This is a genomic window from Sphingobium sp. FG11, assembly GCF_057809915.1.
Genome location: NZ_JBMDKW010000007.1, coordinates 1 through 24,759, shown reverse-complemented (window position 1 = coordinate 24,759; position 24,759 = coordinate 1). Strand labels below are relative to the sequence as shown.

General features: G+C 65.4%; 25 protein-coding genes. 22 read left to right on the top strand and 3 right to left on the bottom strand.

Translation table 11 applies throughout. The features are described 5' to 3' along the window. Positions 1–3: 3 nt before the first annotated feature. Entirely contained in the window at positions 4–1,572 is a 1,569-nt protein-coding gene (locus ACODSN_RS07820; RefSeq protein ID WP_489054424.1) for a caspase family protein, read from the bottom strand. A 255-nt stretch (positions 1,573–1,827) separates the two neighbouring features. Between ACODSN_RS07820 and ACODSN_RS07815 the strand changes: the two genes are divergently transcribed. The 7 genes from ACODSN_RS07815 to ACODSN_RS07785 are packed head-to-tail and all read left to right on the top strand — an operon-like array spanning position 1,828 to position 10,179. Then, a complete protein-coding gene (locus ACODSN_RS07815; RefSeq protein WP_489054423.1) occupies positions 1,828–2,418 on the top strand; it encodes a hypothetical protein in 591 nt (196 codons plus the stop codon). Next, the gene (locus tag ACODSN_RS07810) at positions 2,415–4,034 is read left to right on the top strand and encodes an SUMF1/EgtB/PvdO family nonheme iron enzyme (RefSeq protein ID WP_489054421.1); all 1,620 of its coding nucleotides are present in this window, start codon (positions 2,415–2,417) and stop codon (positions 4,032–4,034) included. The genes ACODSN_RS07815 and ACODSN_RS07810 overlap by 4 nt, the downstream gene beginning before the upstream one ends. 57 nt (positions 4,035–4,091) lie before the next feature. Then, the gene (locus ACODSN_RS07805) at positions 4,092–5,003 is read left to right on the top strand and encodes a hypothetical protein (protein WP_489054420.1); all 912 of its coding nucleotides are present in this window, start codon (positions 4,092–4,094) and stop codon (positions 5,001–5,003) included. A gap of 38 nt (positions 5,004–5,041) precedes the next feature. Continuing rightward, on the top strand, positions 5,042–6,589 hold the full coding sequence (locus tag ACODSN_RS07800) for a C1 family peptidase (protein ID WP_489054418.1): 1,548 nt from the start codon (positions 5,042–5,044) through the stop codon (positions 6,587–6,589). A 10-nt stretch (positions 6,590–6,599) separates the two neighbouring features. Continuing rightward, on the top strand, positions 6,600–8,732 hold the full coding sequence (locus ACODSN_RS07795) for a RyR domain-containing protein (RefSeq protein ID WP_489054417.1): 2,133 nt from the start codon (positions 6,600–6,602) through the stop codon (positions 8,730–8,732). Then, complete coding sequence (locus tag ACODSN_RS07790) at positions 8,684–9,487, top strand: ABC transporter permease (protein WP_489054416.1); 804 nt, start codon at positions 8,684–8,686, stop codon at positions 9,485–9,487. Before ACODSN_RS07795 ends, ACODSN_RS07790 begins: the two co-directional genes overlap by 49 nt. Further along, complete coding sequence (locus ACODSN_RS07785; protein WP_489054414.1) at positions 9,469–10,179, top strand: ATP-binding cassette domain-containing protein; 711 nt, start codon at positions 9,469–9,471, stop codon at positions 10,177–10,179. The genes ACODSN_RS07790 and ACODSN_RS07785 overlap by 19 nt, the downstream gene beginning before the upstream one ends. Here ACODSN_RS07785 and ACODSN_RS07780 read toward each other — a convergent pair. Both ACODSN_RS07780 and ACODSN_RS07775 read right to left on the bottom strand, forming a co-directional pair. Further along, positions 10,137–10,739, bottom strand: a complete 603-nt coding sequence (locus ACODSN_RS07780) for an ABC-type transport auxiliary lipoprotein family protein (RefSeq protein ID WP_489054413.1) — start codon at positions 10,737–10,739, stop codon at positions 10,137–10,139. The two genes, ACODSN_RS07785 and ACODSN_RS07780, sit on opposite strands and share 43 nt — an antisense overlap. Further along, positions 10,736–11,746 (bottom strand): MlaD family protein, encoded by a 1,011-nt coding sequence (locus tag ACODSN_RS07775; RefSeq protein ID WP_489054412.1) that lies wholly within the window; start codon positions 11,744–11,746, stop codon positions 10,736–10,738. Before ACODSN_RS07775 ends, ACODSN_RS07780 begins: the two co-directional genes overlap by 4 nt. 159 nt (positions 11,747–11,905) lie before the next feature. Between ACODSN_RS07775 and ACODSN_RS07770 the strand changes: the two genes are divergently transcribed. The 15 genes from ACODSN_RS07770 (at position 11,906) to ACODSN_RS07700 (ending at position 24,365) form a co-directional block, all read left to right on the top strand. Further along, a complete protein-coding gene (locus ACODSN_RS07770) occupies positions 11,906–13,777 on the top strand; it encodes a CHASE3 domain-containing protein (protein ID WP_489054655.1) in 1,872 nt (623 codons plus the stop codon). Positions 13,778–13,822: 45 nt separating this feature from the next. Continuing rightward, positions 13,823–15,064 carry a putative DNA modification/repair radical SAM protein gene (locus ACODSN_RS07765; RefSeq protein ID WP_489054411.1) on the top strand — a complete coding sequence of 414 codons (1,242 nt, stop codon included), beginning with the start codon at positions 13,823–13,825 and terminating at the stop codon, positions 15,062–15,064. Positions 15,065–15,138: 74 nt separating this feature from the next. After that, complete coding sequence (locus tag ACODSN_RS07760; protein ID WP_489054410.1) at positions 15,139–15,495, top strand: hypothetical protein; 357 nt, start codon at positions 15,139–15,141, stop codon at positions 15,493–15,495. Positions 15,496–15,569: 74 nt separating this feature from the next. After that, on the top strand, positions 15,570–16,034 hold the full coding sequence (locus ACODSN_RS07755) for a hemerythrin domain-containing protein (protein WP_489054408.1): 465 nt from the start codon (positions 15,570–15,572) through the stop codon (positions 16,032–16,034). A gap of 5 nt (positions 16,035–16,039) precedes the next feature. Next, a complete protein-coding gene (locus ACODSN_RS07750; protein WP_489054407.1) occupies positions 16,040–17,467 on the top strand; it encodes a UdgX family uracil-DNA binding protein in 1,428 nt (475 codons plus the stop codon). A gap of 159 nt (positions 17,468–17,626) precedes the next feature. Beyond that, the gene (locus ACODSN_RS07745) at positions 17,627–17,836 is read left to right on the top strand and encodes a dodecin (protein WP_489054406.1); all 210 of its coding nucleotides are present in this window, start codon (positions 17,627–17,629) and stop codon (positions 17,834–17,836) included. A 109-nt stretch (positions 17,837–17,945) separates the two neighbouring features. Next, positions 17,946–18,575, top strand: a complete 630-nt coding sequence (locus ACODSN_RS07740; RefSeq protein WP_489054404.1) for a nicotinate-nucleotide adenylyltransferase — start codon at positions 17,946–17,948, stop codon at positions 18,573–18,575. A 70-nt stretch (positions 18,576–18,645) separates the two neighbouring features. After that, positions 18,646–19,035, top strand: coding sequence for a ribosome silencing factor (gene rsfS, locus ACODSN_RS07735; RefSeq protein ID WP_489054402.1), 390 nt, complete (start codon positions 18,646–18,648; stop codon positions 19,033–19,035). Positions 19,036–19,060: 25 nt separating this feature from the next. Further along, positions 19,061–19,483, top strand: a complete 423-nt coding sequence (locus ACODSN_RS07730; RefSeq protein ID WP_489054401.1) for a 23S rRNA (pseudouridine(1915)-N(3))-methyltransferase RlmH — start codon at positions 19,061–19,063, stop codon at positions 19,481–19,483. Positions 19,484–19,533: 50 nt separating this feature from the next. Next, a complete protein-coding gene (locus ACODSN_RS07725) occupies positions 19,534–20,751 on the top strand; it encodes a murein hydrolase activator EnvC family protein (protein ID WP_489054654.1) in 1,218 nt (405 codons plus the stop codon). A 127-nt stretch (positions 20,752–20,878) separates the two neighbouring features. Continuing rightward, positions 20,879–22,231 carry a S41 family peptidase gene (locus ACODSN_RS07720; RefSeq protein ID WP_489054399.1) on the top strand — a complete coding sequence of 451 codons (1,353 nt, stop codon included), beginning with the start codon at positions 20,879–20,881 and terminating at the stop codon, positions 22,229–22,231. 22 nt (positions 22,232–22,253) lie between these two features. Next, entirely contained in the window at positions 22,254–22,748 is a 495-nt protein-coding gene (locus ACODSN_RS07715; protein WP_489054398.1) for a disulfide bond formation protein B, read from the top strand. Then, a complete protein-coding gene (locus tag ACODSN_RS07710) occupies positions 22,745–23,299 on the top strand; it encodes a demethoxyubiquinone hydroxylase family protein (protein WP_489054396.1) in 555 nt (184 codons plus the stop codon). The genes ACODSN_RS07715 and ACODSN_RS07710 overlap by 4 nt, the downstream gene beginning before the upstream one ends. Before the next feature lie 11 nt (positions 23,300–23,310). Next, positions 23,311–23,853, top strand: a complete 543-nt coding sequence (locus ACODSN_RS07705; RefSeq protein ID WP_489054395.1) for a hypothetical protein — start codon at positions 23,311–23,313, stop codon at positions 23,851–23,853. Positions 23,854–23,963: 110 nt separating this feature from the next. Next, on the top strand, positions 23,964–24,365 hold the full coding sequence (locus ACODSN_RS07700; RefSeq protein WP_489054393.1) for a hypothetical protein: 402 nt from the start codon (positions 23,964–23,966) through the stop codon (positions 24,363–24,365). The last annotated feature ends 394 nt before the right edge of the window (positions 24,366–24,759 follow it).

Below are 24,759 nucleotides of genomic sequence, written 5' to 3'. Positions count from 1 at the left end.
GGATCAGTTCCCGGTGTACAGTTCGCCGATCGACAGGCTCGCCCGCCCCGGCGCGGCGGCCAGCAAATCCTTGATCGGCGTCACCAGACGATCGACCGCGCGCTGATTTTCAACCGTGCGCAGCAGCAGCCTGAATGGCTCCGGCGGTCGCGGGGTTACGAGCGCAACAACATGATCGGTGCCATAGGGCGCGATCACCTGACTCTCCAGAATCGGCAGCGTCTGGCCGGGTGCAAGCTTGCCGTCGCCATCCGCCGGGGTCGTCGGATAGAGCCGCTGCACCGTCCCGTCCGATGCGACATTGAACACGGTCGCATAACGATCGCCGCCCGGCTCGACGCCGCCGGCTGGCTGGCTGAGCGCAAGCGTCACCGGCGCGCCGGACGCGTAACGCGCGCCATTTTCCAGCGGCCCGATCATGATCCGCGCCTGTCGTTCGGACAGGAGCGGGCGCAGGGCCTCCATCGCCGCCCAATTATCCATCACCCCGCGCACCTGCGAGACGGTTTTGACATTTTGCGCCACCATGTCGCCGGTCCGCCGCAGCATCACCTGTTTGCCCGCATCCCAGACGAAATCGGCGCCCTTGCCGTCGGTCAGAATGCGCCAGGGGAAATCGCCGGTAACGCTGGCGCGCGCCTTGGCGTCCGCAACATAGAGACCGGGCAGCAGCGGGGGCGCGGGCGGTCGGGGCGACGGCAGCACCGTCGCGAACAGGCCCTGACCGTCCCGTCCCGCCGGGATGACCATATTGCTTTCCTGCCGCTGGCCGCTGAGCGCGCGGACCTGAACGTTGAGATAGGCCCCAAGTTCGCCCACGGACACCACGCCGTCGCCATTCTGGTCTGCCGCCCATGTCTTGCCGTTCGCGCCGACCGTGGTCATCCCCTGTTCGAACGACCAGGTCAGGAAGCCGCGCGCCGGTGCGCCCTCCGCCGGAAGCGCATTTTCCCAAGCGACCTGATCGTCTTTCGCCGCGCTGAGGAAAAAGAGATTGGGCAGATCCTCCCGCGTCGCCGCAATACCCGCGCTGTCCGCGCTGGCGAGCACGCTGGCGAAGCGGGGCGACGGCCGCGCGGTCAGCTCGACATTGCGCCCGGCGAGCGTCAGGCGCGGCGTCATGCCCATGGCGCGCGGATCGACCGAACGGTGCATCGTCCCGGAATGGCAGGTATCGGCCATCATCAATATCTGAACGTCGCGCGGCACATAGCGCGCGAGCCAGTTGTAAAAATCCTTGTCCACAATATAGCGTTCGGGATCCTCATGATCGGGATCGAAGCCGGGAAGCGGCAGGAACTGGTCGGTGTCGCCGTCGCGCGTACCCTTGACCGTGGCTTCGGCGAGCGCGCCGTGGCCGGTATAGTAAAAGAAGATCCAGTCGCCCGGCTTGGACCGCAGGCCCAGGGCGTGCAGCGCCGTCTCGACCGCCGTGCGGCTGACGCCGTCATTGCGCAAGATGGTGACGTCGGTCGCCCCCTGACCCCGGACCAGCGTCTCCATCGCCGCCAGATCATTCTCCGGGCCGGCAAGGTCCATGATCAGGCTGGAATGGAAGCGCCATGACCCCACGAGCAGCGCCCGCGTCTCCGCGTGAGCATAACCTGGGTCAAGGAATATTGTGACAAATGCCGCCACTACTGTGACCCAGAGACCACGCCGCCCTTTCGACATTTGGATCTCCCACGCTTTTTTGTTGCCTGATCAATCACTAACACATAATCTGATAAGCCTTAGGTGAGCAATAACTATATCGTGACTCGGGGCGGACAGATGACGATCCAGCGACTCTTGCTAGCCATTGCAACCGTAACGTTTTCCACGGGGATGGGTCTGGGCGCCCTGGCGCAAAGTGGAACCGGCTCGTCGCCGCCAAAGGAGCATACGGATGGCGCCAGCGGACGCGGCGTCAGGATTATCGCGCCCGAAGGACCCGCGCCCGAACCCGTTGCAAAGCAGCAACAGACGCCCGCAGTCAATGCGATCAAACTGCCCGCACCTGCCAGCAGCGTCGGGCTTGTCCCACCCCCTTCCGCGCTCAAACCGTGCGACCGGCCTTTCATCAAGCCGACACTGCGGTTCGCCGATCCAGCGGGATTCGACCGGACGTTGCGCAACAAATTGCGGAGCGGGCGCACTGTCACCATCGATCTGGAAACGCCCTATCCGGTCAAGAATGAAGCCCCCGCCCCGCTTGGCGCATGGCTCAACGAAATCCAGAAGGGCGGGGGCATGGTCACGGTCGCGCCCTATTGCCAGAAGGGACGCGGTTTTGGCGATTTCATGGCGCGGATATTCGGCGGGGCGCCGGCCGATCCCTATCAGGCCGCGCGCAAATATGACGCTACGCTGCATGTCGATTCGATCGACCAGGTGGTGACCCAGATAGAATTTACGCCGCGCCGGGCCACGCGATGAACCGCATCGTCGCCGTGCGCCGCCGGGCGCTCTGCCTTCTTGTGGGAGTCATTCTGGCGCTGCTGGGCGGAAGCCCCGCATGGGCGGCCGACGAGCCTCGCCTCGCGCTGGTCATCGTCAATGGCGGCTATCAATCCTTCGACAAGTTGCCCTCGACCTATGCCGATGGCGACAAGATCGCGACCGCGCTCAATGCAACCGGCTTCGTCGATGCGACCGGCACAGGTCCGGTGCAGGTCCGGCGCGACCTCACTCGCGCGGCGATGCTGGAAGCGATCGCGCAGTTCCGCGAAAGGCTTGCGGCGGCTGGACCGAAAGCTTTTGGGACGCTTTATTTTTCCGGCCATGGCGCGGCGCTCGGCAGCTATGGCGATGTCATGCTGCTGCCGGTGGATGCAGGCCATGACGTCAGCGCCGAAAGCGCGACGCTCACACGCGCGACGCTCACACGCAACCTGCTGGGGTCGGGCGCTAAAACGGTGCTGATCGTGCTCGACATGTGCCGCAATGTGCTGTCCGCGCCGCCGCCTTCGCTCACCCAGCTCATTGCCGAGCAGACCGGCGTCGCGCAAAGCGCCGTCGGTGATCTGGCGGGCAGCAAGGGCTTGCGCCGCATGGTCCGCGCCCCGGCGGCGGCGGTCCGGCCGGATCAGGGCTATCTGGTCGCCTTTTCCACCAGCGCCGATCAGTTCGCCTTTGACGACGGCATATTCTCCAAGGTGCTGGCCGAAGAGATCCGGCGGCCGCAGCAGAATATCGCCGATGCGCTCAAGCGTGTGTCGGACCGCGTCGCCCTGTCATCGGGCAAGAATTTTCAGAAGCCGACCTTCGACTATGGTTTGCAGGGCGCGCCACCCTGCTTCATCTCCTGCGACCGGACGGCGGGCGACCGCTTCTATGATTGCGCAAATTGTCCCTGGATGCGACCGATCCCGGCGGGCACGACGCCGTTCGGTTCGCCCCGAACCGAAGCCGGGCGCGGCGGCGACGAGCCGGTGCAGGCCGATATCCGGATCGACCATCCGTTCGCGATCGGCGTCTATGAAGTCACGATCGCCGAATGGAGCGCCTGCGTGCGCGACAATGCCTGTCCGAAACTGGGCAATTGGGCAAAGGAAAATCCCAATCCGCTGATCCCGGCCACCGACATCAGCTATGAGGATGCTCAGGCGTTCGTCGCCTGGATTTCCGTGCAATCGGGCCGACCCTATCGGCTGCCGACCGATCAGGAATGGGAATATGCGAGCCGCGCGGGCGCGCAAACCGCCTTCCCCTGGGGCGATGAGATCAGCCCGTCGCTCGCCAATTACGATCATACTGCCAGCTATCGCGGATCGGAAACCGCACCCTATCGCGGTTATCCCGAAGTCGTGAACGGCTATCCCCCCAATGCCTTTGGCCTCAACCAGATGCAGGGCAATGTGTGGGAATGGACCTCTGGATGCACCGACACATCCTGCCGGTCGCGCACCATTCGTGGCGGATCGTTCCAAAGTGCCCCGGATGAGTTGCGCAGCGCCAATCGCCTGACGATCGCGCCGGGCAAAAGACGGCAGGATACGGGCCTGCGCGTGGTGCGCGATCTGGAGGCCGATGAAATCGGCGGAGTTTCCTGACCAGCCGGGAGGGCTGGCGTGAAAACAACGTAAAAAGAAGACTGACTAAAGGGTGATATGATGAAGACTATATTTTCCGTTTCCGCTGCGCTGCTGGCGCTGTTGCCGGTCGCCGCCGGTGCCGCGCCCTATCTGGCGACCGTGGGCAGCCCCAACAGCATGCAACATACCGCCGTCAGCACCGCGCTCGACCTCAACCAGCTCGATGACGATGACGCCGACAGCGCCGAAACGCCGGGCGATGCCGATACGGTCGGCGGCGCATTCACCTATTGGGGTTCGGCCGGTCAGAAAGGGCAGCGCTACGACCTGCGTTACCAGAAGGCGTTCCGCCCGTTCGAAGGCAGCCGCGCGCGTGTGCTTGTGGAGCCGGTGCTGAACATCCTCCATGTCAACAATGGTAAAACGGCAACGATGGGCACGCTGTCCACGGGCGTCGAGCTGCCGGTTCAGCCCAACTGGTTCATCACCCCGCGCATCGCCTATGGCGTGACTGACGCAGGCCCCTATTTCGGGTCCACCAGCAGCGAGATCCTGACCGTTTCGGCGACAAGCCGCTACAAGATCGCGCAGGTCGGCCGTGGCGATCTGACCATCGGCAATATGATCGCATTTTCGACGACGACCGATATCGGTCTGGGTCGCAAGCCGGGCTTCTATATCAAGGAAAATGTCGTTACCTTCCGCAACGGGCTTGCCTATCAGCTGCCGTTCAAGGGCCGGATGTTCGGTGGCCGCCAGGGTTCCTTGCGCATGAGCTATGTGTGGACCAAGCTGACCGACGATCCGCAATCTTATGAAAATGTGCATGAAGCCGGCATCAGCATCGGCGTGCGCACGCGCGAGGCGGAGCAGAAGAACCGTTTCGAACAAATGCGTATTGGCCTGCTCTACACCCATGCGGTGAGCAGCTTTTCGCATGATTTCGATTCTGACGCAGTCACGTTGACGCTGGGCTATCGATTCTAAACCGGATCGAAGGCTGACATTTCAGGAGGGGAACGGGCATGACGCGCCGCTTGGTCATTTGGGCTTTTCCGGCATTGCTCGCACTGCCGGCGGCGTTGCTGGCCCAATCGCAAAAGGCGGAGGAGCCGGTGTTCATGACCGGCGCCGAGCCCGTTTCCCCCGAAGCCTATGCCAAACTGCCCAAGCAAGGGCGTTTTCGCGCCTATCTGCCCAAGCGGATCGACCTGTCGGGGGCTTATCCGCCGCCCGGATCGCAGGGACCGCAGCCCAATTGCGTCGCCTGGGCCACAACTTACGCCGCGCGCACTTTCCTCAATTTCCGCGACAAGAATGTTCAGCCGGACAAGCCATCGGAGCAGATGAGCCCGGCCTATGTCTATAATCGGCTGCGCAAGCCGGGCACGCCCTGTTCGGGCACGATCAGCATCGTCCAGGCGCTGACCCTGCTTCAGAATGAGGGGACGGTCACGCTGGCCGACTTCCCCGACGACATGACCAAATGCGCGATCCCCGCCGATGACGCGTTGCGCGCCAAGGCGGGCGATTATCGCCTGCTCGACTGGCGGGCCATCGACCGGGAGACCAAGGATGACTGGCGCACCCCGATCATATTGGACGATATCAAGGGCGCGCTGGCGCGGGGCGCGCCCGTGATCTTCGCCATGCCGGTCGCGGCCGATTTCAAGGCGTTCCGCGGTGACGGCATCTATCGTCGCAGCGAAAAGCCGGTCGCCAATTTTCACGCCATGGCGATCGTCGGCTATGACGAGGACCGGCAGGCGCTGCGCATCATGAACAGTTGGGGTCCGGTCTGGGGCGACAAGGGCTATGCCTGGATCGACTATGGCGCGTTCAAACTGCTGGCGGGCGAAGCCTATTCGCTCGAAGCCCCGCCCGCCCCCGCAGGACCGCCCCCGCCGCCCAAGACCGACGCGCAACGCTTTTCCGAAGCGCTGGCCACCCTGCCCTGCGGCGCCGTGACCGTCACGCCCGCGCGTGGAGGCCCCAGGATCACCGGCTTTTCAGGCGACAGCAAAGCGCTCGACGCGCTTCGCGACCTGGCGCTGAGGGCCGATCCCGCGACGAAGTGGAATGCCCGCTATCTGCCTTGGCCGCAATGCGAGGCCGCCCTGACGCTGGCCGGTCCGCTGGCGCGTCCGGGCACGACCATCGCGGCACTGACGCCGACGGGTCAGACCCGGCCGGGTGATCCGGTGGAGATGAAGGATAATGACATGTTCGGCGTCACCGCGACGACGACCGCCGATCGCCCCTATCTGAACATCATCTATCTTCAGGCGGATGGCAGCGCGGTGGAATTGCATCGCAGCAAGCCGGGCGCCGATGGCCGCGCCGCGCGCCGGATCAGCATCGGCCTCAGCAAGACCGAGCAACGTTATGCGGTCGCGCCGCCCTATGGTCATGAACTGATCGTCGCGCTGGCGTCCGCCAGTCCGTTATTCGGCGATGGCGAGGTGATCGACGGGACCGAGCGGCAGTTCCTCACGCGGCTGCGGGCGAAACTGGTCGCCAATCCGGGCAGCAATGTGTCGGCGGCCTTCGTGCGCCTGCACACGAGCAACTGATCGTTCGGCGATGGCGGCCCATCCCGACAAGGGGCGCAGGCGCCGCCTGACATTGCCGCCGGTCGCGCCCGTGGTCCGCTTCGGAGCGATGGCCGTGGCGTTCCTGCTGGGCGTGGCCGGTTTTTCGCAGGCCTTTGCCGACGCGCATATCCCCATGACGCTGGCGCAGAGCGCGCTGCGGGCCATTCGCCTCATCGTCGGCAATTTTCCCGAGGCGCTGGAGGGGCGCGACCTGCCGCTGACGTTACAGATCGCGCGCTGGGCACTGCCGCTGCTGACCTTCTGGTCCACGGTGGCGCTGGCATGGGAACAGTTGCGCAATCCGCTGCGCCTGGTGCTCATCCGTGCGCGCGGCGAGCATGTCGTGATCGCGGGCGATTCCGGCCATGAGGGCGGGTTCGCTGCGCGCGCCGCGATGGGAGAGCTGGCCTATGGGCGGCGCGTCCTGCTGTGGCCGCAGGATCGCCGCGCGACCTGGGTCGCGGATGCGCTGGAGGAAGGCGCGGCGGAAGTCGAACAGCGGGAAGCGGGCGCAAACGCCGACGACCTCGCGCTCGACAAGTCCCGTGCCGTTCTGCTGCTCAGCCGCGACGCGCGCACCAATATCGCGCTGGCCTCCGCCGTGTCGGCACAGGCCGCAACCACACGTCCGGCGGGCGATCCACTAGACGTGCTGCTGCGCGTCGATGATCTCGATCTGCGGCGCAGCGTCGAACAGCGCTTCAATGAGGGCGATCGCAAGACCGCGCGGGTACGGTTGGTGTCCCTGCCCGACATCGCCGCCCGGCAATTGTCGCTGGCGCATCCGATCGACGCCTTCAGGCGCGAGGGCGTGCGCACCCGGACCATTCTTGTCCTGGGCTTCGCGCCGGTGATCGAACGCTTCATCCTGCGTTCGCTGGCGAGCGGCCATTATCGCGACGGCGGCAAACCGGCCTTTTTCGTGCAGGCGCCGGGCGCGCCAGAGATCGAGGCGGGCTTCCGATCACGCCATCTGGCGGCCGACGCCATGGCCCCGATATCCTTCATGGAGGCGCGATGCGAACCGGCGCTGGCCCCCGGCCTCATCGACGCATTCGTCGACCGGCATGGCGAGCCGGTCGCCATCCTGATCGACCAGCCGGACGATGACCGAGCGCTCGCTCTCGCGCTCGCGATCGACGCGCATTACCGGGCGCGCGCGCTGCCCGCGCCGCCGATTCATGTGCGCATGGACGGCGTTTACGATCATCGATTGGGCGCGGGCATCTTCAACTTCGGCGATCTGTCCGCGCTGGCGGGCACGGAGATGCTGTTGCAGGACGGCCATGATGCGCTCGCCCGGTCGATCCACGATTTCTACCTCGAAGGCCGCTTTGCCGAAGGCGACCGCATCGGCGCCCGTGCATCAATGCAGGAATGGGAAGATCTGCCGGAAAGTTTCCGCGACGATAATCGTCTGGTCGCCGACTGCTATCAGCTCAAACTGCGCGATATCGGCGCGCGGCTGATCGATGGATCGGGGCCGACGCTGCTGCTGGACGCCGCCGAGCTGGAGGAATTGTCACGCGCCGAACATGATCGCTGGATGGCGGCCAAGCTGGTGCAGGGCTGGACCTATGGCCCCGAGCGCGACGATGCCCGCCGCATTCATCCCGATATCGTGCCCTATGATGCTCTGACCGAAGCGATCAAGGATCTCGACCGCGAGCAGGTGCGGATCATGACGCGACTGCTCGCGGCGACTGGCCGACGAGCGTTGCGGACGCTGACCCTGATGATCCGGCCAGGCGGCGATGAGCCGCCACCTGCGATCGAACCCATGCTATCGGCGCTCGCCGATCATTATCCCGACCGTGTGCCGCTGTTCATCGGGGATTTCGCCGATCCTGCGGCGCGGCAGGCGCTGACCGGCCTTCAGGCGACAGGCCAGCTCATCCAGCTTATCCTGTCCACCCACGCACAGTCAGTCATCGACGCGCTGCCGGCCAGCGAACAGGCCGCTGCCACCACCCTGTTTCGCGCCGCCGACCGGGTGCTGGTCCGCAGTGGTGACGCGGAGCCGGTTGCGGACCTGATCGTCACGACCATGGCCGTGGATGATTCGCGCGCGATATGGCTGAACCCGGACGGATCGATCCGGCGCGCGCCGTGGACGCGATGAACCCCGCACGGCGGCTCCTGACCGGGCTGGGTGCGGGCGCATGGCTGGTCGTGCGGGCGTTGCGAGGCATGACCCGACGCATCGTCGCGGGAGACTTGCTGGCGGAGCGACAACTTGGCGCGGCGCTGCCGCTCTACATCTGGGGTCCGCTCACTACCCTGTTGCCGCTCGCCGCGCTGGCGGGCGTGATCGCGGGGATCGGCGCATCTCGCCTGCTCGGCGTCTACAATGCCGAAATTCCGGTCCTGACCATGCTCACGGAAACGCTGTTGCGCGATGTCGTGCCGCTGCTCGTCGGCCTGTTCGCATCCGGCAGCGTCTCGGTCGAGCTGTCGTCGCGGCTGGGGGCGATGTCGCTCAATCGCGAGATCGACGCGCTGGAGGCGCTGGGGCGCGACCCGGTCGATCATGCGCTGGGACCATCGGTGATCGCGGTGCTGCTGTCCACGCCCGTTCATATGCTGCTCGCCGGATTGTCGGCGCTTGCCGCGTGCGGGCTGCCGCTGCGAATGTCCGCCAATATCGCGTGGCGCGCATGGGCTGGCTTTGCCCTGTCCCACGCCGCCGCCAGCGCGATGCTGACGGGCATGGCCAAAGTGCTGCTCTACACGCTGATCGCCTTTGCCGTGGGCAGCGCGATCGGCGCCAAGCCGGTGCGATCACCGGCAGATATCGGGCGGCGGGCGACCACCGCCTTCACCGCCGGGCTGCTCGGCATCTTCACGGCGGCGGCGCTGTGGACGGCACTGCTATGAACAGCGTACTGCGATTCGACGCGGTCAGCCTCGTCATCGGCGGCGTGCGGCTGTTCGATGCGATCGATTTTGCGCTGGATGCCGGTGAGCGAGTAGCGATTGTCGGCGATAGCGGCTCGGGGAAAAGCTGGATTCAGCGCCTTGCCATCGGGTTGACCGTACCGACCAGCGGCGGCATCCATCTGATGAACCGCGCGCTCGACGAAGCGGATCAGGAGGAGCGCCGTCTGTTGCGCGCCCGTTGCGGTCTCGTCATGCAGGGCGGATCGCTGCTTGGCGAGTTGAGCGTCGAGGATAATCTGCGCCTCGCCATGGGCGCTACCTCTATGCGCAATGTCCGGGCGGCGCGGCGGATCGACCGGCTGCTCATGGAATTCGGGCTTGAACAATATGCCGCCGTCCCCGCCGCGCTGCTGTCCGTGGGCGAGCGTCGCCGCACCGAACTGGCACGGGCCTTTGCACGCGATCCCGACCTGCTGATCCTCGACGAGCCATTCGAAGGGGCCTTCGCGCGATCGCAGGGGCTGGAGGCCCAGGTTGCGCGGCGGATCCTGCCCCGGAACCGGGCGCTGTTGCTGCTGACCCAGGACCTCGCGCTGGCGGACCGTCTATGCGAGCGGACCTATCGGCTGGAGCATGGCCGACTGATTCAACAGGACACAGCGGTGACAGAGCCAGTCGCGATATCCTGAGCGAAATCGGACACCGCCTGTTCCATCGCCTCGCGGAAGGCCGTGGCGCGCATCGATCCGCTGGCGGAAACGATCGGGCGGGTCGCGCAGTAGCGGCCGGACCAGATCGCCTTGCCCTGCGTCACCTGCGTCACATCGAACGCAACCACTGCGCGGGCCTGCCCCCCGGCCGCTTCCTCCTCGAACCGATCCAGCACCGTGACGATGCGGCGATCGGCGGCGAGCGCGAGATCGGGACCCGCGACCGTGGCGAAGCGCGTGCGCAGGCCCGCGACGAGCGCACGCGCCAGCACCGCCGGCGGCGGCTCCTCCCAGAACAGCGTTGCCGCCTGCCTTATCTCGCCCGGCGCGGCAGCGTCGACATAGGCGTAGCGCAAGGCTCCGGTCAGCCCACGCGCCTGCACCGGCGCCACCGCGAAGGATGGCGCGGCCGCCGGTCGAACCGGGGATGTCGTGGCGAAATGTGGCGAGAGGCGCAGGATCACCGGCCGGTCGCCGCCCTTGAGGGCCGCGCAACCGGCCAGCGTCAGCAGAAGCATCAACGATCGCAAATGTTTCATTTCGACTCTCCGGGCGCTGGCGGATCGGCATAGCGCTGTCCCCGGATCGCATAGGTGGGGTCTCCGGCGAGCCGTTCGCTGAGCGAACCGAGACTGGCGCTGGTCCGTTCCAGATTGGCGCTGGTCGCGACCAGTGAAGCGGACGCGCCCTCCAGGATCATGCGCACTTCGCCCGCGCTCGTCTTGCCTTCGGCCAGAAGCCCGGCGATGCTCGCCTGATTCTGCGCGACCAGCGACTGCGTTTCGCGCAAGATGCCGTTCAGCGCGCCGACATCAACCTCCGACGCTCGCCCCGTCACCTTGCGCATATTGGCGAGCGTCAGCGCGATATCGCCCTTGCCGGGTGAAAAGCTGCGATCCAGTTGCCCGCTCAGCGAATTGAGTGCCGCCAGCGTTTCTGTCGCGTTGCGCGCGACCTGCGCCATATCGACCGCGCTCGCCCCCTTGCCGCCGCTGCCCTGAAGCATCGCCTGCAACCGCTGGGCCATGCCATTGGCCGCCTTGGCCACGGCGGCGGCTTCGCCCACGGCGACCGAAGCCGTTTCGAACAGGTCGGCGGGGCGGCGACATCCGGCGATGGTCTGCCCATCGGCCGCGCCCGTGATGGCAGGCACCGCGTCACAGCCGGAGGCGCGCCGCGCCAGCCCGCATTGCGCTGCGGGGGCTTCGAGTGCGACCAGTTCGATCCGGGGCGATGTGAAGGGATTGGCCGAGGATATGGTCGCGAACGAACAGGCCGACGGACGCCATCCGCGCTGGACCCCCATACGCACCGCGAATGTGCGACTGGTCCCATCGAGATCGATCGACCGGACCTCGCCGATCGGCGCGCCACGAAAATAGACCTGCACGCCCGGCGAAACGCCAGCGACATCGTCCAGGGTCGTAGCGATCACCCGTTGCTGGAAAAATGGGTCCGGAACCAGCGCGAGTATGGCGACAACCGCCACGGCCAGGATTGCGGCCCCCACGCCCCATTTGATCTGCGTTCTTGGATCCGGCGTCATGGCCTGCTCCCCCGACCTCGAACACAGACGCGCCCGACCCGCTTGTCAAGACCGTTCCTCTTAATGGAGATCAACTTCTCCCGGCACGACCGATATGCGAACAAAAACCGATGCATAAGGCTCTTGCCCCATGCATGACTTTTGCTCATTACCCGCTCCATGTACCGGCTTCGTCCCGAAAGATCGCTGCTGATTCTGATGCTCGCATTCGGGGTGGTCGTGACCGCCATCGGCGGGACCGTGTGGCTTTATATCAGCCAGCAAAACGGCGTCCGCTGGGTCAATCACACCCTGCGGGTGGAAGATAGCCTGTCGGCCATCCTGTCGAGCGTCCAGGCCGCCGAGAGCAGCCAGCGCGGCTATATGCTGACGGGGCAAAAGCCGTTCCTCGCCCCGTTCGAAGAAACGAAATCGAGCTGGCGCGGCGACATGCTGCGCCTGCGCGCCGAGGTGAACGACAATGAGGTGCAGCGGCAGGCCGCCGCCGAACTGGAACAGATGGTCGGCCAGCGCCTCGCCCTGTTGCAGCTCGGTGTCGATCGCCGTGCCCATGACATGACCGTCGCGCCGGAAGGCTTCCGGCCGGGTCTCATCGCCATGGCCAAGCTGCGCGCCCATGTCGCCGCGATGAAGGCGCATGAGGAACGCTTGTTGCGAACCCGCAGCCTCGCGGCTGGCCGATTGAGCAATATGGTGTCGGTCGGCCTGGCGGTCAGCACCGCGCTCATCATCCTTCTGGGGCTGATGGCGCTGCAAACCGCCCGCCGCCGCATGGAAGACGCCATCGCCAGCCAGCGCGCGCTCGCCGACGTCAACAGTCGGCTGGTGACAGAAGCGACCGAGCGCGAAGCCGCCGAGGCGCAAATGCGCCAAATGCAAAAGATGGAATCGATCGGCCAGCTGACCGGCGGCATCGCGCACGACTTCAACAATATGCTGGCGATCGTCATCGGCTCGCTCGACATGGCACGGCGGCGACTGGCGCCCGGCGGTGATCCGCGCATCGCGACCGGCATCGACAATGCCACCGAAGGCGCGCAACGCGCGGCGCAACTAACGGCGCGACTGCTCGCCTTTTCCCGGCAACAGCCGCTCGACCCACAGCCGACCGACGTCAACAAGCTGGTCGGCGGCATGTCCGAACTGCTGCGCCGCACGATCGGGGAGGGGGTGCGCGTCGAAACCGTGCTGGCCGGTGGCCTGTGGCGGGCCAGCATCGATGCGGGGCAGCTGGAGAGCGCGATCATCAACCTGTGCGTCAATGCGCGCGACGCCATGCCGGGCGGAGGCAGGCTGACGATCGAGACCGCGAACGCCCATCTCGACGACGCCTATGCCGCGATCCATCATGAAGTGGTCTCCGGCCAATATGTCGTCGTTTCCGTCACCGATACCGGCACCGGCATGCCCGCCGAAGTGGTCGAGCGCGCCTTCGACCCCTTCTTCACCACCAAGGGCGTGGGCAAGGGCACCGGCCTAGGTCTCAGCCAGGTGTTCGGCTTCGTCAAACAGTCGAAGGGCCATGTCAAAATCTATTCGGAGCCTGGTCAGGGCACGATCATGAAAGTCTATCTGCCGCGCCATTATGGCGAGGATGCCGCCAATGACCATGGCCGACCGGCCTTCACCAGCCTTCCCCACGCGCAAGGCGAGGAAATCATCCTCGTGGTCGAGGATGAGGAGCAGGTACGCCATATGTCGGTCGATGCGCTGCGCGAACTCGGCTATACCGTGGTGCAAGCGTCCGACGGCGAACAGGCACTGGGTCTGCTGACGATCCAGCCGCGCATCGACCTGCTGTTCACGGACGTCATCATGCCCGGCATCACCGGCAAGGTGCTGGCGGATCGCGCGCGTGCACACCGGCCCGACCTCAAGGTCCTCTACACTACCGGCTATACCCGCAACGCCATCGTGCATAACGGGATGCTCGATCCGGGCGTCGCCTTCCTGCCCAAGCCCTTCACGCTCGACCAGCTGGCGCTCAAGGTGCGGCAGGTACTCGACGAGGCTGTTTCGCCACCAGCTTGATCAGGGTTGTGGACAGGGACAGGCCAAGGATCATATCATGAACAAATGGCCGTTCTCTCCACCCCCGAAAAGCTGATCATCCTGGCCGACGCAGCCAAATATGACGCTTCCTGCGCCTCCTCCGGCACGACGAAGCGCGACAGCCGCAAGGGCGGTATCGGATCGACCGAAGGGATGGGCATCTGCCATTCCTATGCGCCCGACGGCCGCTGCATCTCGCTGCTGAAGATCCTGCTGACCAACAGTTGCATCTTCGACTGCCATTATTGCATCAATCGCCGGTCGAGCGATGTCCGCCGCGCCCGCTTTTCGGTGAAAGAAGTGGTGGACCTGACCCTCGATTTTTATCGCCGAAACTATATCGAGGGGCTGTTCCTGTCGTCCGGCATTATCCGTTCGTCCGATTATACGATGGAACAGATGGTCGCGGTCGCCCGCAGCCTGCGCGAAGAGCATGGGTTTCGCGGTTATATCCACCTCAAGACCATTCCCGACGCCGACCCCGAACTGACGTGGCAGGCAGGACTGTTCGCGGACCGGCTTTCGATCAATGTCGAACTGCCGACCGAACAGGGATTGCAGCGGCTCGCGCCCGAAAAAAACGGCGCTCGGATCGAGGGCGCGATGGCGCAGACCCGCAACAGCATCGAGGATATGGGCGACGCTCGCCGACGGTATAAACATGCGCCCCGTTTCGCGCCCGCCGGCCAGTCGACCCAGATGATCGTCGGGGCGGACGGCGCGGACGACCGCGCCATCATCACCCGCGCGAGCGACCTGTACAGCCGCCATGCCTTACGCCGGGTCTATTACAGCGCCTTTTCGCCGATCCCCTCGCCAAGCGCCGTGCTGCCGCTCAAGCGCCCGCCCCTGCTGCGTGAGCATCGGCTCTATCAGTCGGACTGGATGATGCGCTTCTATGGCTATTCGGCAAAGGAAGTCGCGAGCGCGGCCGATCCGATTTCCGGTTGCCTGCCGCTCGATATCGATCCCAAGCTCGCCTGGGCGCTCAACCATCGCGACATCTTCCCCGTCGACGTCAATCACGCGCCGCGGGAAATGCTGCTCAAAGTGCCGGGCCTTGGCGTCAAGGCGGTGGGCCGGATCATCACCAGCCGCCGCCATCGACGGCTCGCGCTGGACGATATCGCGCGGCTCACCAGTTCGGTGGTCAAGCTGCGCCCGTTCCTGATCGCGAGCGACTGGCGACCCGTGCAACTGGGGGATCGGGAGGATCTGCGGTCGCGGCTGGCGCCCAGGGCGGAGCAGCTCGATCTTTTCGCATGAAGGCGCGCTTAATGGTTGATCCGCGCGCGCCTTAGTGAAATTCTGCCCGTTGGCAGGTTCAGGAACGGGATAAGTTGGCGACATTTTTCAATAGCGACTCCGCCCCGGCAAGGCGGGCGGGTTTTGGCAAACGGGTCAGCACCCATCTGGCGCTGGCGCTCGTGTCATTCTGCCTGTTGCAGATATTCATCGTCGCCCGGATGGGCGGGTCGCTGGTCCTGCATCTGGGCATCATCATCGCGATCGGCGGTTTCGCCGTCGCCGCGCGAAGCCTTGAACACCGCTGGGACTTGCTCGACCGGAGCGGCCTTTCGCGCGAGCGATTGCGGTTGCGATATCACCGCGACGTGTTTCAACTCTGGGGCATCAGCCTGTTCGGCGCGCTGTTGTGGATTCCGATCGCAGCCATCTTTCGGGCGCTTTTCGGCTGATCCTTTTCGATTGCGCGGCGGAGCCAATCGCCCATCCCCTCGTTCTGCCTCCATTCGCCAGAAGGAGGACAAGCATGGCGCAGGCCACGATTTTCGATCGACTGAAACAGGATCACGACGCCCACCGGCAATTATTCGCCAAGATGGACGAAGCGGCGGGCGATACCGATCGCCTCGCCAAACTGTTCGAACAGTTCAGGGTCGAAGTGACCGCGCATGCCGCCGCCGAGGAGGAGACTCTCTACGCGACCATGCTCGCCCGGCCGGACTTGCGGGAAGATGCGCAGCATAGCGTGTCCGAACACAAGGAAATCGACGATTATCTGGAGGAACTGGACGAAGTCGAATTCGGCGCGGCGGAGTGGCGGACGACGTTCGACAAGCTCAAGAAACGCTACCTCCATCATATCGAGGAGGAAGAGGAAGAAATGTTCCCCGACGCCGCCAGGGAACTGACGGACGAGGAGGAACTGAAACTCGCCGCCCTGTTCGCCAAGCGTAAACCGGCCGAGCTGGAACGGGCCGAAAAGGCCAACTGACCCCGATGCACCGCGCGCTGCTGTCTGGTCCCGACGATTTTGAGGGATGGCGATCGGCGGCGCGCGGTTTCGCGCAGGCCGGCGTCGATCCGGGCGACATCGTCTGGCAGACGGCGGACGACGCGGCCGATCTGTTCGCGCAGGACGCGCCGGTCTCGACGACCTCTGGTGAGGGGGCATCTTTCGGCGTGCCAAAGGCGTTTGTCGAACTCGCGCAGATGGCGATCCTGCATCGGGCGCCGGAGCGGTTCGCGATGCTTTACGCCTTGCTCGTGGCGCTGCGCGAACGACCGGGGATGATGGAGGATCGTGCCGATCCACTGATGCGCAAGATCGATGCGCTGGCCAAGGCGGTACGGCGCGACATCCACAAGATGCGCGCCTTCGTGCGCTTCCGCGAAATGACGGAGGAGGGGGATACCGGACCGCAATCGCGCTTCGTCGCGTGGTTCGAGCCGGACCATCATATCGTGCGCGCCAATGCGGGCTTTTTCGTCCGGCGCTTCGCGGCGATGCGCTGGTCGATCCTGACACCGCAGGTCAGCATCCACTGGGATGGCGAGACGTTGAGCGAGGGTCCGGGGGCCAGCGCGACCGACGCGCCCACCGAGGACCGGATCGAAGAAGTGTGGAAAGGCTATTATGCCGCGATCTTCAACCCTGCCCGGCTCAAGACCGGCGCGATGCTGTCGGAAATGCCCAAAAAATATTGGCGCAACCTGCCCGAAGCGGCGCTCATCCCCAACCTTATCGCCGGGGCACAGGCGCGGGAAGCGGCAATGATCGCGACCCTGCCGACCCCGCCGAAACGGCCGGCGGCGCACCCCGGCAATGCGCAGGCGGTGTGGGCAGCGTTGCGCGAGGAAGCTATGGGCTGCACCCGCTGCCCGCTCTATCGCGACACCACGCAGACGGTGTTCGGCGAAGGGCCGGCCGATGCGCCGCTGGTCTTTATCGGCGAGCAGCCGGGCGATCAGGAAGATCTTGCCGGGCGTCCCTTTGTGGGGCCGGCGGGGCAATTGTTCGATCATGCGCTGGCGGAGGCGGGGATCGACCGCACCCGCGCCTATGTCACCAACGCGGTCAAGCATTTCAAACATGAGCGACGCGGCAAGCGGCGCATCCACCAGACCCCGGAGACGCCCGAAATCGTCGCCTGCCGCTGGTGGCTCGATCAGGAACTGGATCTGGTGCGGCCACGTATCATCGTGGCGCTCGGGGCGACGGCTGCGCGCGCTCTGCTGGGCAAGGCGGTGACGATCAGCCGGACGCGCGGGCAGGCGATTGCGCTGGAGCGCGGCGCGGAAGCCTGGATCACGGTGCATCCCAGCTTCCTGCTCCGCATGCCGGATGAGGCGCGCAAGATGGAAGAACAAGCACGATTCGTCGCGGATCTTCGGCAAGTGGCGGCGCGCGTGGCTTTACTGACATGAATATCCGGCATCACCCGCAAGTTTAGCGTACGCCTGCCGGAGAATAGCGGAGTAAAAACCAATCCCATTGTCCTCCCTCTATTTTTGGAACCCGATGACGGAGTTAGGAATTTAAGCCAGCGCCGCCCTTGCAACGAGGCGCATTCAGAGGAGAATATAATGTCTAATCATGTGGCGAAAATCATCGAAGTCGTCGGCACGTCCGAAGTGAGCATCGATGACGCCATCAAGGGCGCGGTGCAGAAGGCCAGCGAGACGCTGGAGAATCTGCAATGGTTTCAGGTCGTTGAGACCCGCGGCAATATCGCCGATCAGAAGATCGAACGGTTTCAGGTTCTTCTCAAGATCGCTTTCGGCCTGAACGACTGATCCTTAAAGACGGGCTTCACTTGCCGGGACGTCCGTTTCCGGACGTTCCGGCCGAACGAACTGCCGCTTGTTATTGCCCCGTCGCCTCCCGGCTGGCATGGCCAGACTCATGACCAAGATCGGCCTGCTCGGCGGTTCCTTTAATCCAGCGCATGGCGGGCATCGGGCCATTTCCCTGTTCGCGGCGAAGGCGCTGGGACTGGACGAAGTCTGGTGGCTGGTGTCACCGGGTAATGTGCTGAAACCTACGCGCGGCATGGCACCGCTACCTTCCCGGCTCGCCCGCGCCCAGCAGGTCGCGCGGCGCGCACCGATCCGGGCGAGCGCGATCGAACGCACGTTCGGCACGCGCTACACCACCGATTCGCTACGGGCGCTGACCCGGCGCTATCCCCGTCACGATTTCATCTGGCTGATGGGCGCCGACAATCTGGCGCAGTTCGGCGCGTGGCGGGACTGGCGCGGGATCGCCCGACAAATGCCCATTGCCGTGATCGCCCGTCCGGGCTATGATGGTGCCGCGCATGGCTCTGTGGCCATGAGCTGGCTGCGGCGCTTCGTCCGGTCGCCGCGCCAGAGTCGAGACTGGACGAACTGGAGACCGCCGGCGCTCGTGCTTTTGCGCTTTCGCCCTGATCCAAGATCGGCAACCCTGCTGCGGCAGGCGGACCCCCTTTGGCATCGCGAATATGAAGATGCACGTGTGCGCGACCCGCTCACGCGCCGGTTGATCGTATAAGGCATTTTCAGGACAGCCGCCGTGGCCGTCCGGTTCGAAAATGCGCCAATGAAGAAAGAATGGAGCTTTTTTGACCAGACCCCAACCCGCCAACGATCAGGCGCAAGGCGCCGAATCCGTGGCCGCCCTTCACGCGCTCGTCATGCAATCGCTGGACGATGATCAGGCGCAGGAAACCATTTCCATCCCGTTGGAAGGCAAGAGCAGCATCGCCGATTATATGGTGATTGCGAGCGGCCGGTCGTCGCGGCAGGTCGCGGCGATCGCCCAGCATCTGGCCGAACGGATCAAGAAGGAAACGGGCCGCTCGGCGCGGGTCGAGGGGCTGCCGGTCGCGGACTGGGTGCTGATCGACGCCGGCGACGTAATCGTCCACCTGTTCAAGCCCGAAGTCCGCAGCTTCTATAATCTGGAGCGGATGTGGGGCTTTGTCGACGCGCCGGTGGCGGGGACGGCCTGACCATCTCTGCCCGACGTTCGTCGCCATGCTCCTTCACATCATCGCGCGCGGAAAGATCGGGCGGTCGCCCGAGGCTGAACTGGTCGATCGCTATGTGAAGCGGCTGACCATGCCGCACCGGATCACCGAAATGCCCGATCGCGGTGGCAAGCTGCCTCCCGCCCCGCCCGGCACGGTGATGGTGATGCTCGATGAAAAGGGCAAACAGCTTTCCTCGATGGATTTCGCGCGGCGGATCGAGAGCTGGCGCGACGCGGGGACGCGCGAATGCCGCTTCCTGATCGGCGCGGCGGATGGCTTTGATGAGGACGAGCGGGCCAAGGCCGACCTGCTGATCGCGTTCGGCGCGATGACATGGCCGCATATGGTGGCGCGCGCGATGCTGGCCGAACAATTGTGGCGCGCCTGTTCCATCCTTGCCAACCATCCCTATCATCGCGAAGGATAGCAGCCGGACAAAAGAAGGGGCTTTCGACCGGCGTGAAGCGTCAGACGATCATGGCTGCGATACTGGCGGGTTTGGCGCTATTGGGTGCGACGCGCCTGATGGCGGCGGACGGCGACGCCATCGTGCTGACCGGCAATGGCGGGACGACGCTGGCGCAGGAGCAGGCGGCGCTCAAAACCGCGCGACGGCAGTCGGATGAAGCGCATGCGCGTTCCGAACGGCTGGAGCAGCAGGCGGGCGCGGCGCGCGAGGAAGCCGATCGCGCCGCCCGCCGCGCCGCCGCCATGGCCGCACGCATTCAGGAAGCGGAGGCCGATGTGCAGGCGGCGCAGGCCCGCATCGCCATCATATCCCGACTTCAGCGCGCGCAGGCGGTGCGGCTGGCGGCGCGGCAGGCGCCGGTGGTGCGATTGACCGCGGCGTTGCAGATCATGGCGCGACGGCCGCTGGTCCTGGCACTGGTACAGCCCGGATCGGTGGCGGACGCAGTGCATATGCGCGCGGTATTGGGACAGATATTGCCGGTGATCCAGGCGCGCACGGCGGGGCTGCGCGCGGAGCTGGACCGCAGCCGGGCGCTGCGCGCGACCGCCGAGCAGGCGGCGGGGGCACTGGCGAAAGGCCGTGCCGATCTGCGCGAACGGCAGGCGGCGCTTCAGGCGCTGGAGGCGCGCAAGCGGGTGGCGGCGATCGGCCTGCGATCGAGCGCGGGGGTGGAAAGCGACCGGGCGCTGGCGCTGGGCGAGCGGGCGCGCGATATCGTCGACCTGATGAACCGGATCGAGCAGGCGGGCGACCTGCGCAATCAACTGGCGCGCCTGTCCGGCCCGGTGCTGCGCCCGGCGCGCCCCGAACAGGCAGGCGCGCCAGCGCCCGAGCGGGTCGCCGCGTCGGACGGGCCACCGCCCTACCGCCTGCCGGTCGTGGGCCAGCTCGTCACCGGCATGGGCGAGGTGTCCGACAGCGGCGTGCGCTCGCGCGGCCTGACCATCGCGACCCAGCCGGGCGCGCTGGCGGTCGCGCCGACGGCGGGGCGCATCGCCTTTGCCGGTCCCTATCGCGGCTATGGCCAAATCCTCATCATCGATCATGGTCAGGGGTGGACGACGCTGCTGACCGGCCTCCATCGCCTGACCGCGCAGGTCGGCGATCGCGTGGCGCAGGGCGATCCGGTGGGGATCGCGGGACCGGCGCGGCCGACGGTGACGATCGAGCTGCGGCGCAACGGCCGGCCGGTCGATATCGTGCCGCTGGCGGGGTCAGGGTGACGCCGCGCCGTACACAGGCGTTAACCCCGCGCTCATCGGCGCCGGTCCATGATCGCGCACCGACGCTTTTGCGTTGGTCGCCAATCTCCCTTATATCGGCCTTTCCATGTCAGGAATCAGGACACCCATGAAATCGACTTTTCTGCGGGGCGCGATTGCGCTCGGCGCGCTGGCGCTCATCCCCGCGACCACCGCCGCGATGGCGGACGGCGAAGCGAGCAGCTACAAGGCGCTCGACGAGTTCATGGACGTATTCCAGAAAGTGCGCACCGACTATGTCGAGAAGGTCGATGACGAAAAACTGATCAAGGGCGCGATCGACGGCATGCTCGCCAGCCTCGACCCGCATTCCAGCTTCCTCGACGCGCGTGATTTCCAGAATCTGCGGGCGCAGACCGAGGGCAGCTATGGCGGATTGGGCCTGTCGGTCACGCAGGAGGATGGCGCGGTCAAGGTGATCGCCCCGACGCAGGGCACCCCGGCCTGGCGCGCGGGGATCAAGGCCGGCGACTACATCACCCATCTCGACGGCCAGCTCATCTATGGCGGAACGCTGGATGAGGCGGTCGACAAGATGCGCGGGCCGGCTGGCACGACGATCAAACTCACCATTGTCCGCACCGGCCGCGACAAGCCGATCGACCTGACGCTGACTCGCGAGATCATCGAGATCAAGCCGGTGAAGTGGGAAGCGAAGAATAATATCGGCGTCATCACCATCGTCAGCTTTTCGGCCAATACTGGCGCGGATGTGCGTCAGGCGATACGCAGCATCGACAAGTCGCTGGGTCACAAGCCGACCGGCTATGTGCTCGACCTGCGCTCCAACCCCGGCGGGTTGCTGGACGAGGCGGTGTCGACCAGCGACATCTTCCTCGAACGTGGCGAGATCGTGTCGCAGCGGGGCCGTGCCAAGGGCGACGTCGAACGCTATTACGCCAAGCCGGGCGACGATGCGAAGGGACTGCCGGTTGTTGTGCTGGTCGATGCCGGATCGGCCTCGGCCTCCGAAATCGTCGCCGGGGCATTGCAGGACCAGCATCGCGCACTGGTGATGGGCGAGCGCAGCTTCGGCAAGGGGAGCGTGCAGACCATGCTGCCGCTCAGCAACACGACCGCGCTCAAGCTGACGACCGCGCGCTATTACACGCCGTCGGGCCGGTCGGTGCAGGAAGGCGGGATCGAGCCGGATATCCGCGTGCCGCAATTGTCCGATCCCGATTACAAGAACCGGCCCAAATTCCGCGAAAGCGACCTGCGCCGCCACCTGATCAACGAGATCAAGACCGACAATGCCGCGCTGGAAGAAGATACCAAGGACGACCCGCGTTTCGCCGCGACCGCCGAGGAATTGAAGAAGAAGGGTATCGAGGACTTCCAGCTCGACTATGCGCTCAAGACCATAAGCCGCCTGGCGGGCAAGCCCGGCGCCGTAATCGCGCTCGCGCAGCCGGCGGCGCGCAAGCCAGCAGCGCAGTGACGCGCTGGCTCGTCCTGTCGGCATGAACGCAGCCTCTCGCCTGCCCATAGCCCGCGCGCTCGCGCTGCTCGTGCCCATGCTGCTGCTCGGCGGGGCCTATGTCTCGCAATATGTGGGCGGGCTGCATCCGTGCGAAATGTGCTGGTGGCAACGCTATCCGCATATGGCGGCGATCGCGTTCGCCCTCGTCGCCTTCGTGCTGAAGCGCGATCCTCGCGCCAGCATGGCCTTCATCGCGCTGGCGGCGCTGGCGATCGGGGTGAGCGGCGGCATCGGCCTGTTCCATGCCGGGGTCGAATATGGCTGGTGGCACGGGCTGACCGCCTGCTCCACCACCCCGACCAGCGGCAGTTCGGCCGACATATTGAACCAGATCATGGCGACGCCGATCACCCGCTGCGACGTTGCGCCATGGACGCTGATGGGCATTTCGCTTGCGGGATATAACGGCCTCTTGTCGCTGGGCGCGGCGCTCGCCATCTTGGGCCTGTTGTCGAGCAAAGGACGCAGGCCATGAACGACGCTCGCCATTTTCCACGGCCCGGCCGTCGGATTACGCCGGACGCGAAAGCGGCGATGCTGCGCGTCGATCAGGCGGGCGAGTTCGGCGCAACGCGCATCTATGCCGGGCAACTCGCCGTGATGGGCGATCGCCATCCCCACGCGCGCATCATTGCCGGCATGGCGGCGCAGGAGGACCGGCACCGCAAGGCGTTCGATGCGCTGATGACGGAGCGCGGCGTTCGCCCGACCGCGCTGTCGCCGCTGTGGAATGTCGCGGGTTTCGCGCTGGGCGCGGTGAGCGCCGCGATCGGGCCGGAGGCGGCGATGGCCTGCACCGCCGCGATCGAGACCGAGATCGACCGCCATTATGCGCAACAGCTCGACGAACTGGGCGAGGATGATGCGGAACTTCGCGACATGGTTGCGGATTTTCAGGCGGAAGAGGTCGAACATCGTGACGCCGCCATCGCCCATGGCGCGGAGCGGGCACCGGCCTATCCGCTGCTCTCGGGCGCCGTCCGCCTGGGCTGTCGCGCCGCCATCGCGCTATCGAAGCGCATCTGAAGGAACGCCCCATGATGAAGATGCCCATGATCGCCGGACTGCTGATGAGCGTGGCCGCGCCCGCGCTGGCGCAGGAGCCAGCGGCTCCGGTCGCGGCCGCAGGGTCCGAGCGGGTCAATCTCGTCATCGTCTATGGCGACGACGCTTGCCCGCAGGGTCAGGGCAGCGATATCGTCGTCTGCGCGCGCAAAGGCGAGGAAGAACGCTTCCGTATCCCCGAACCGTTGCGCGGCGATCCCAATCAGCCGAGCCATCAGGCCTGGGGCGAGCGCGTCCGGTCGATGGAATATGTCGGCCGCACCGGCACCGAAAGCTGCTCTCCGGTCGGCGGTGGCGGCGCGACCGGCTGTTTCGCGCAGCTTGCCCGCCTCGCCAAGGCCGAACGGCAGGCGGCCGACAGCGCCAGCTGGAAGGATCTGGTCGCGGCCGAGCGCGGCAAGCGCCTGTCCACCATCGACGCCGACAGCAAGGCGATCGAGGCGCAGGCAGTCGCCGATGAAAAGGCGGCGGCGGCCAATGGCGCTACGCCGGCAGGCGCCCCCCCCGCTCCGTGACAGGCACGGCGCTGACGGAAAGACAGACCGGCCGGCGTCCTATTCCACAGCGTTGCGGACCATGGGCACGTCCGCAATCATCACAGGGGCGACGAAAGGACAAGATGGTCATGCGAACGTCCCGAACCCTGTTTGCAGCGATCCTGATGGCAAGTGGCGTCGCGCCCCTGCCCGCCATGGCGCAGCCCGCCCCGCCCCCGCAGCGCATCTTCAACCTCATCGTCTATGGCGACGATCCCTGCCCCAAGGGCGAGGGTGACGAGATCGTCGTATGCGCGCGCAAGCCCGAATCGGAACGCTATCGCATCCCCAAGAAGCTGCGTGAAAAGCCGGCGGTTGCGGGTGGCCCCGGATGGGGCAGCCAGGTCGCGACGATGGAGCAGGTGCAACGACAGACCCTGCCGGGAAGCTGTTCCGCGATCGGCAGCAACGGCTTTACCGGCTGTACCGCGCAAATGCTGGCGCAATGGTTCGCCGAACGGCGGATGCAGGAGAGCAAAGGCGAACCCTAAGGGTTTCGCGCAATCACCTAAGATGCGCGACAGCGTCGAGAGAATGGTGCGCGACGCAGTCCGGAGCGTCACCGTCTCAGAGGTGAGTTCCCTGCCAACAGGGAAATTTGCAGGGAGTTTCGTGAAATTGTGCTCGGCGGGGAGCATTAGGATGCACTGAGGCACGCACAATCCCGGGCGTCTGTCCCGATATTCCCTAGCGCTGGAGCAGGGAATTTTTCTGGTCATGCAGGGAATCGCTTGCTCCGTCGCCGCGCAGGTTCGCGTTTTCCAGCGTCAATCGCCCTCGTAGTAAATGATGTCGAGCAATGCGACGCGACCCTCCCAAATTTGGCCCTCGCTGTTGATTGCCGCTGAGAAGTGGCCCGGGGAGGCCAGTAATTTCCACTGAGAA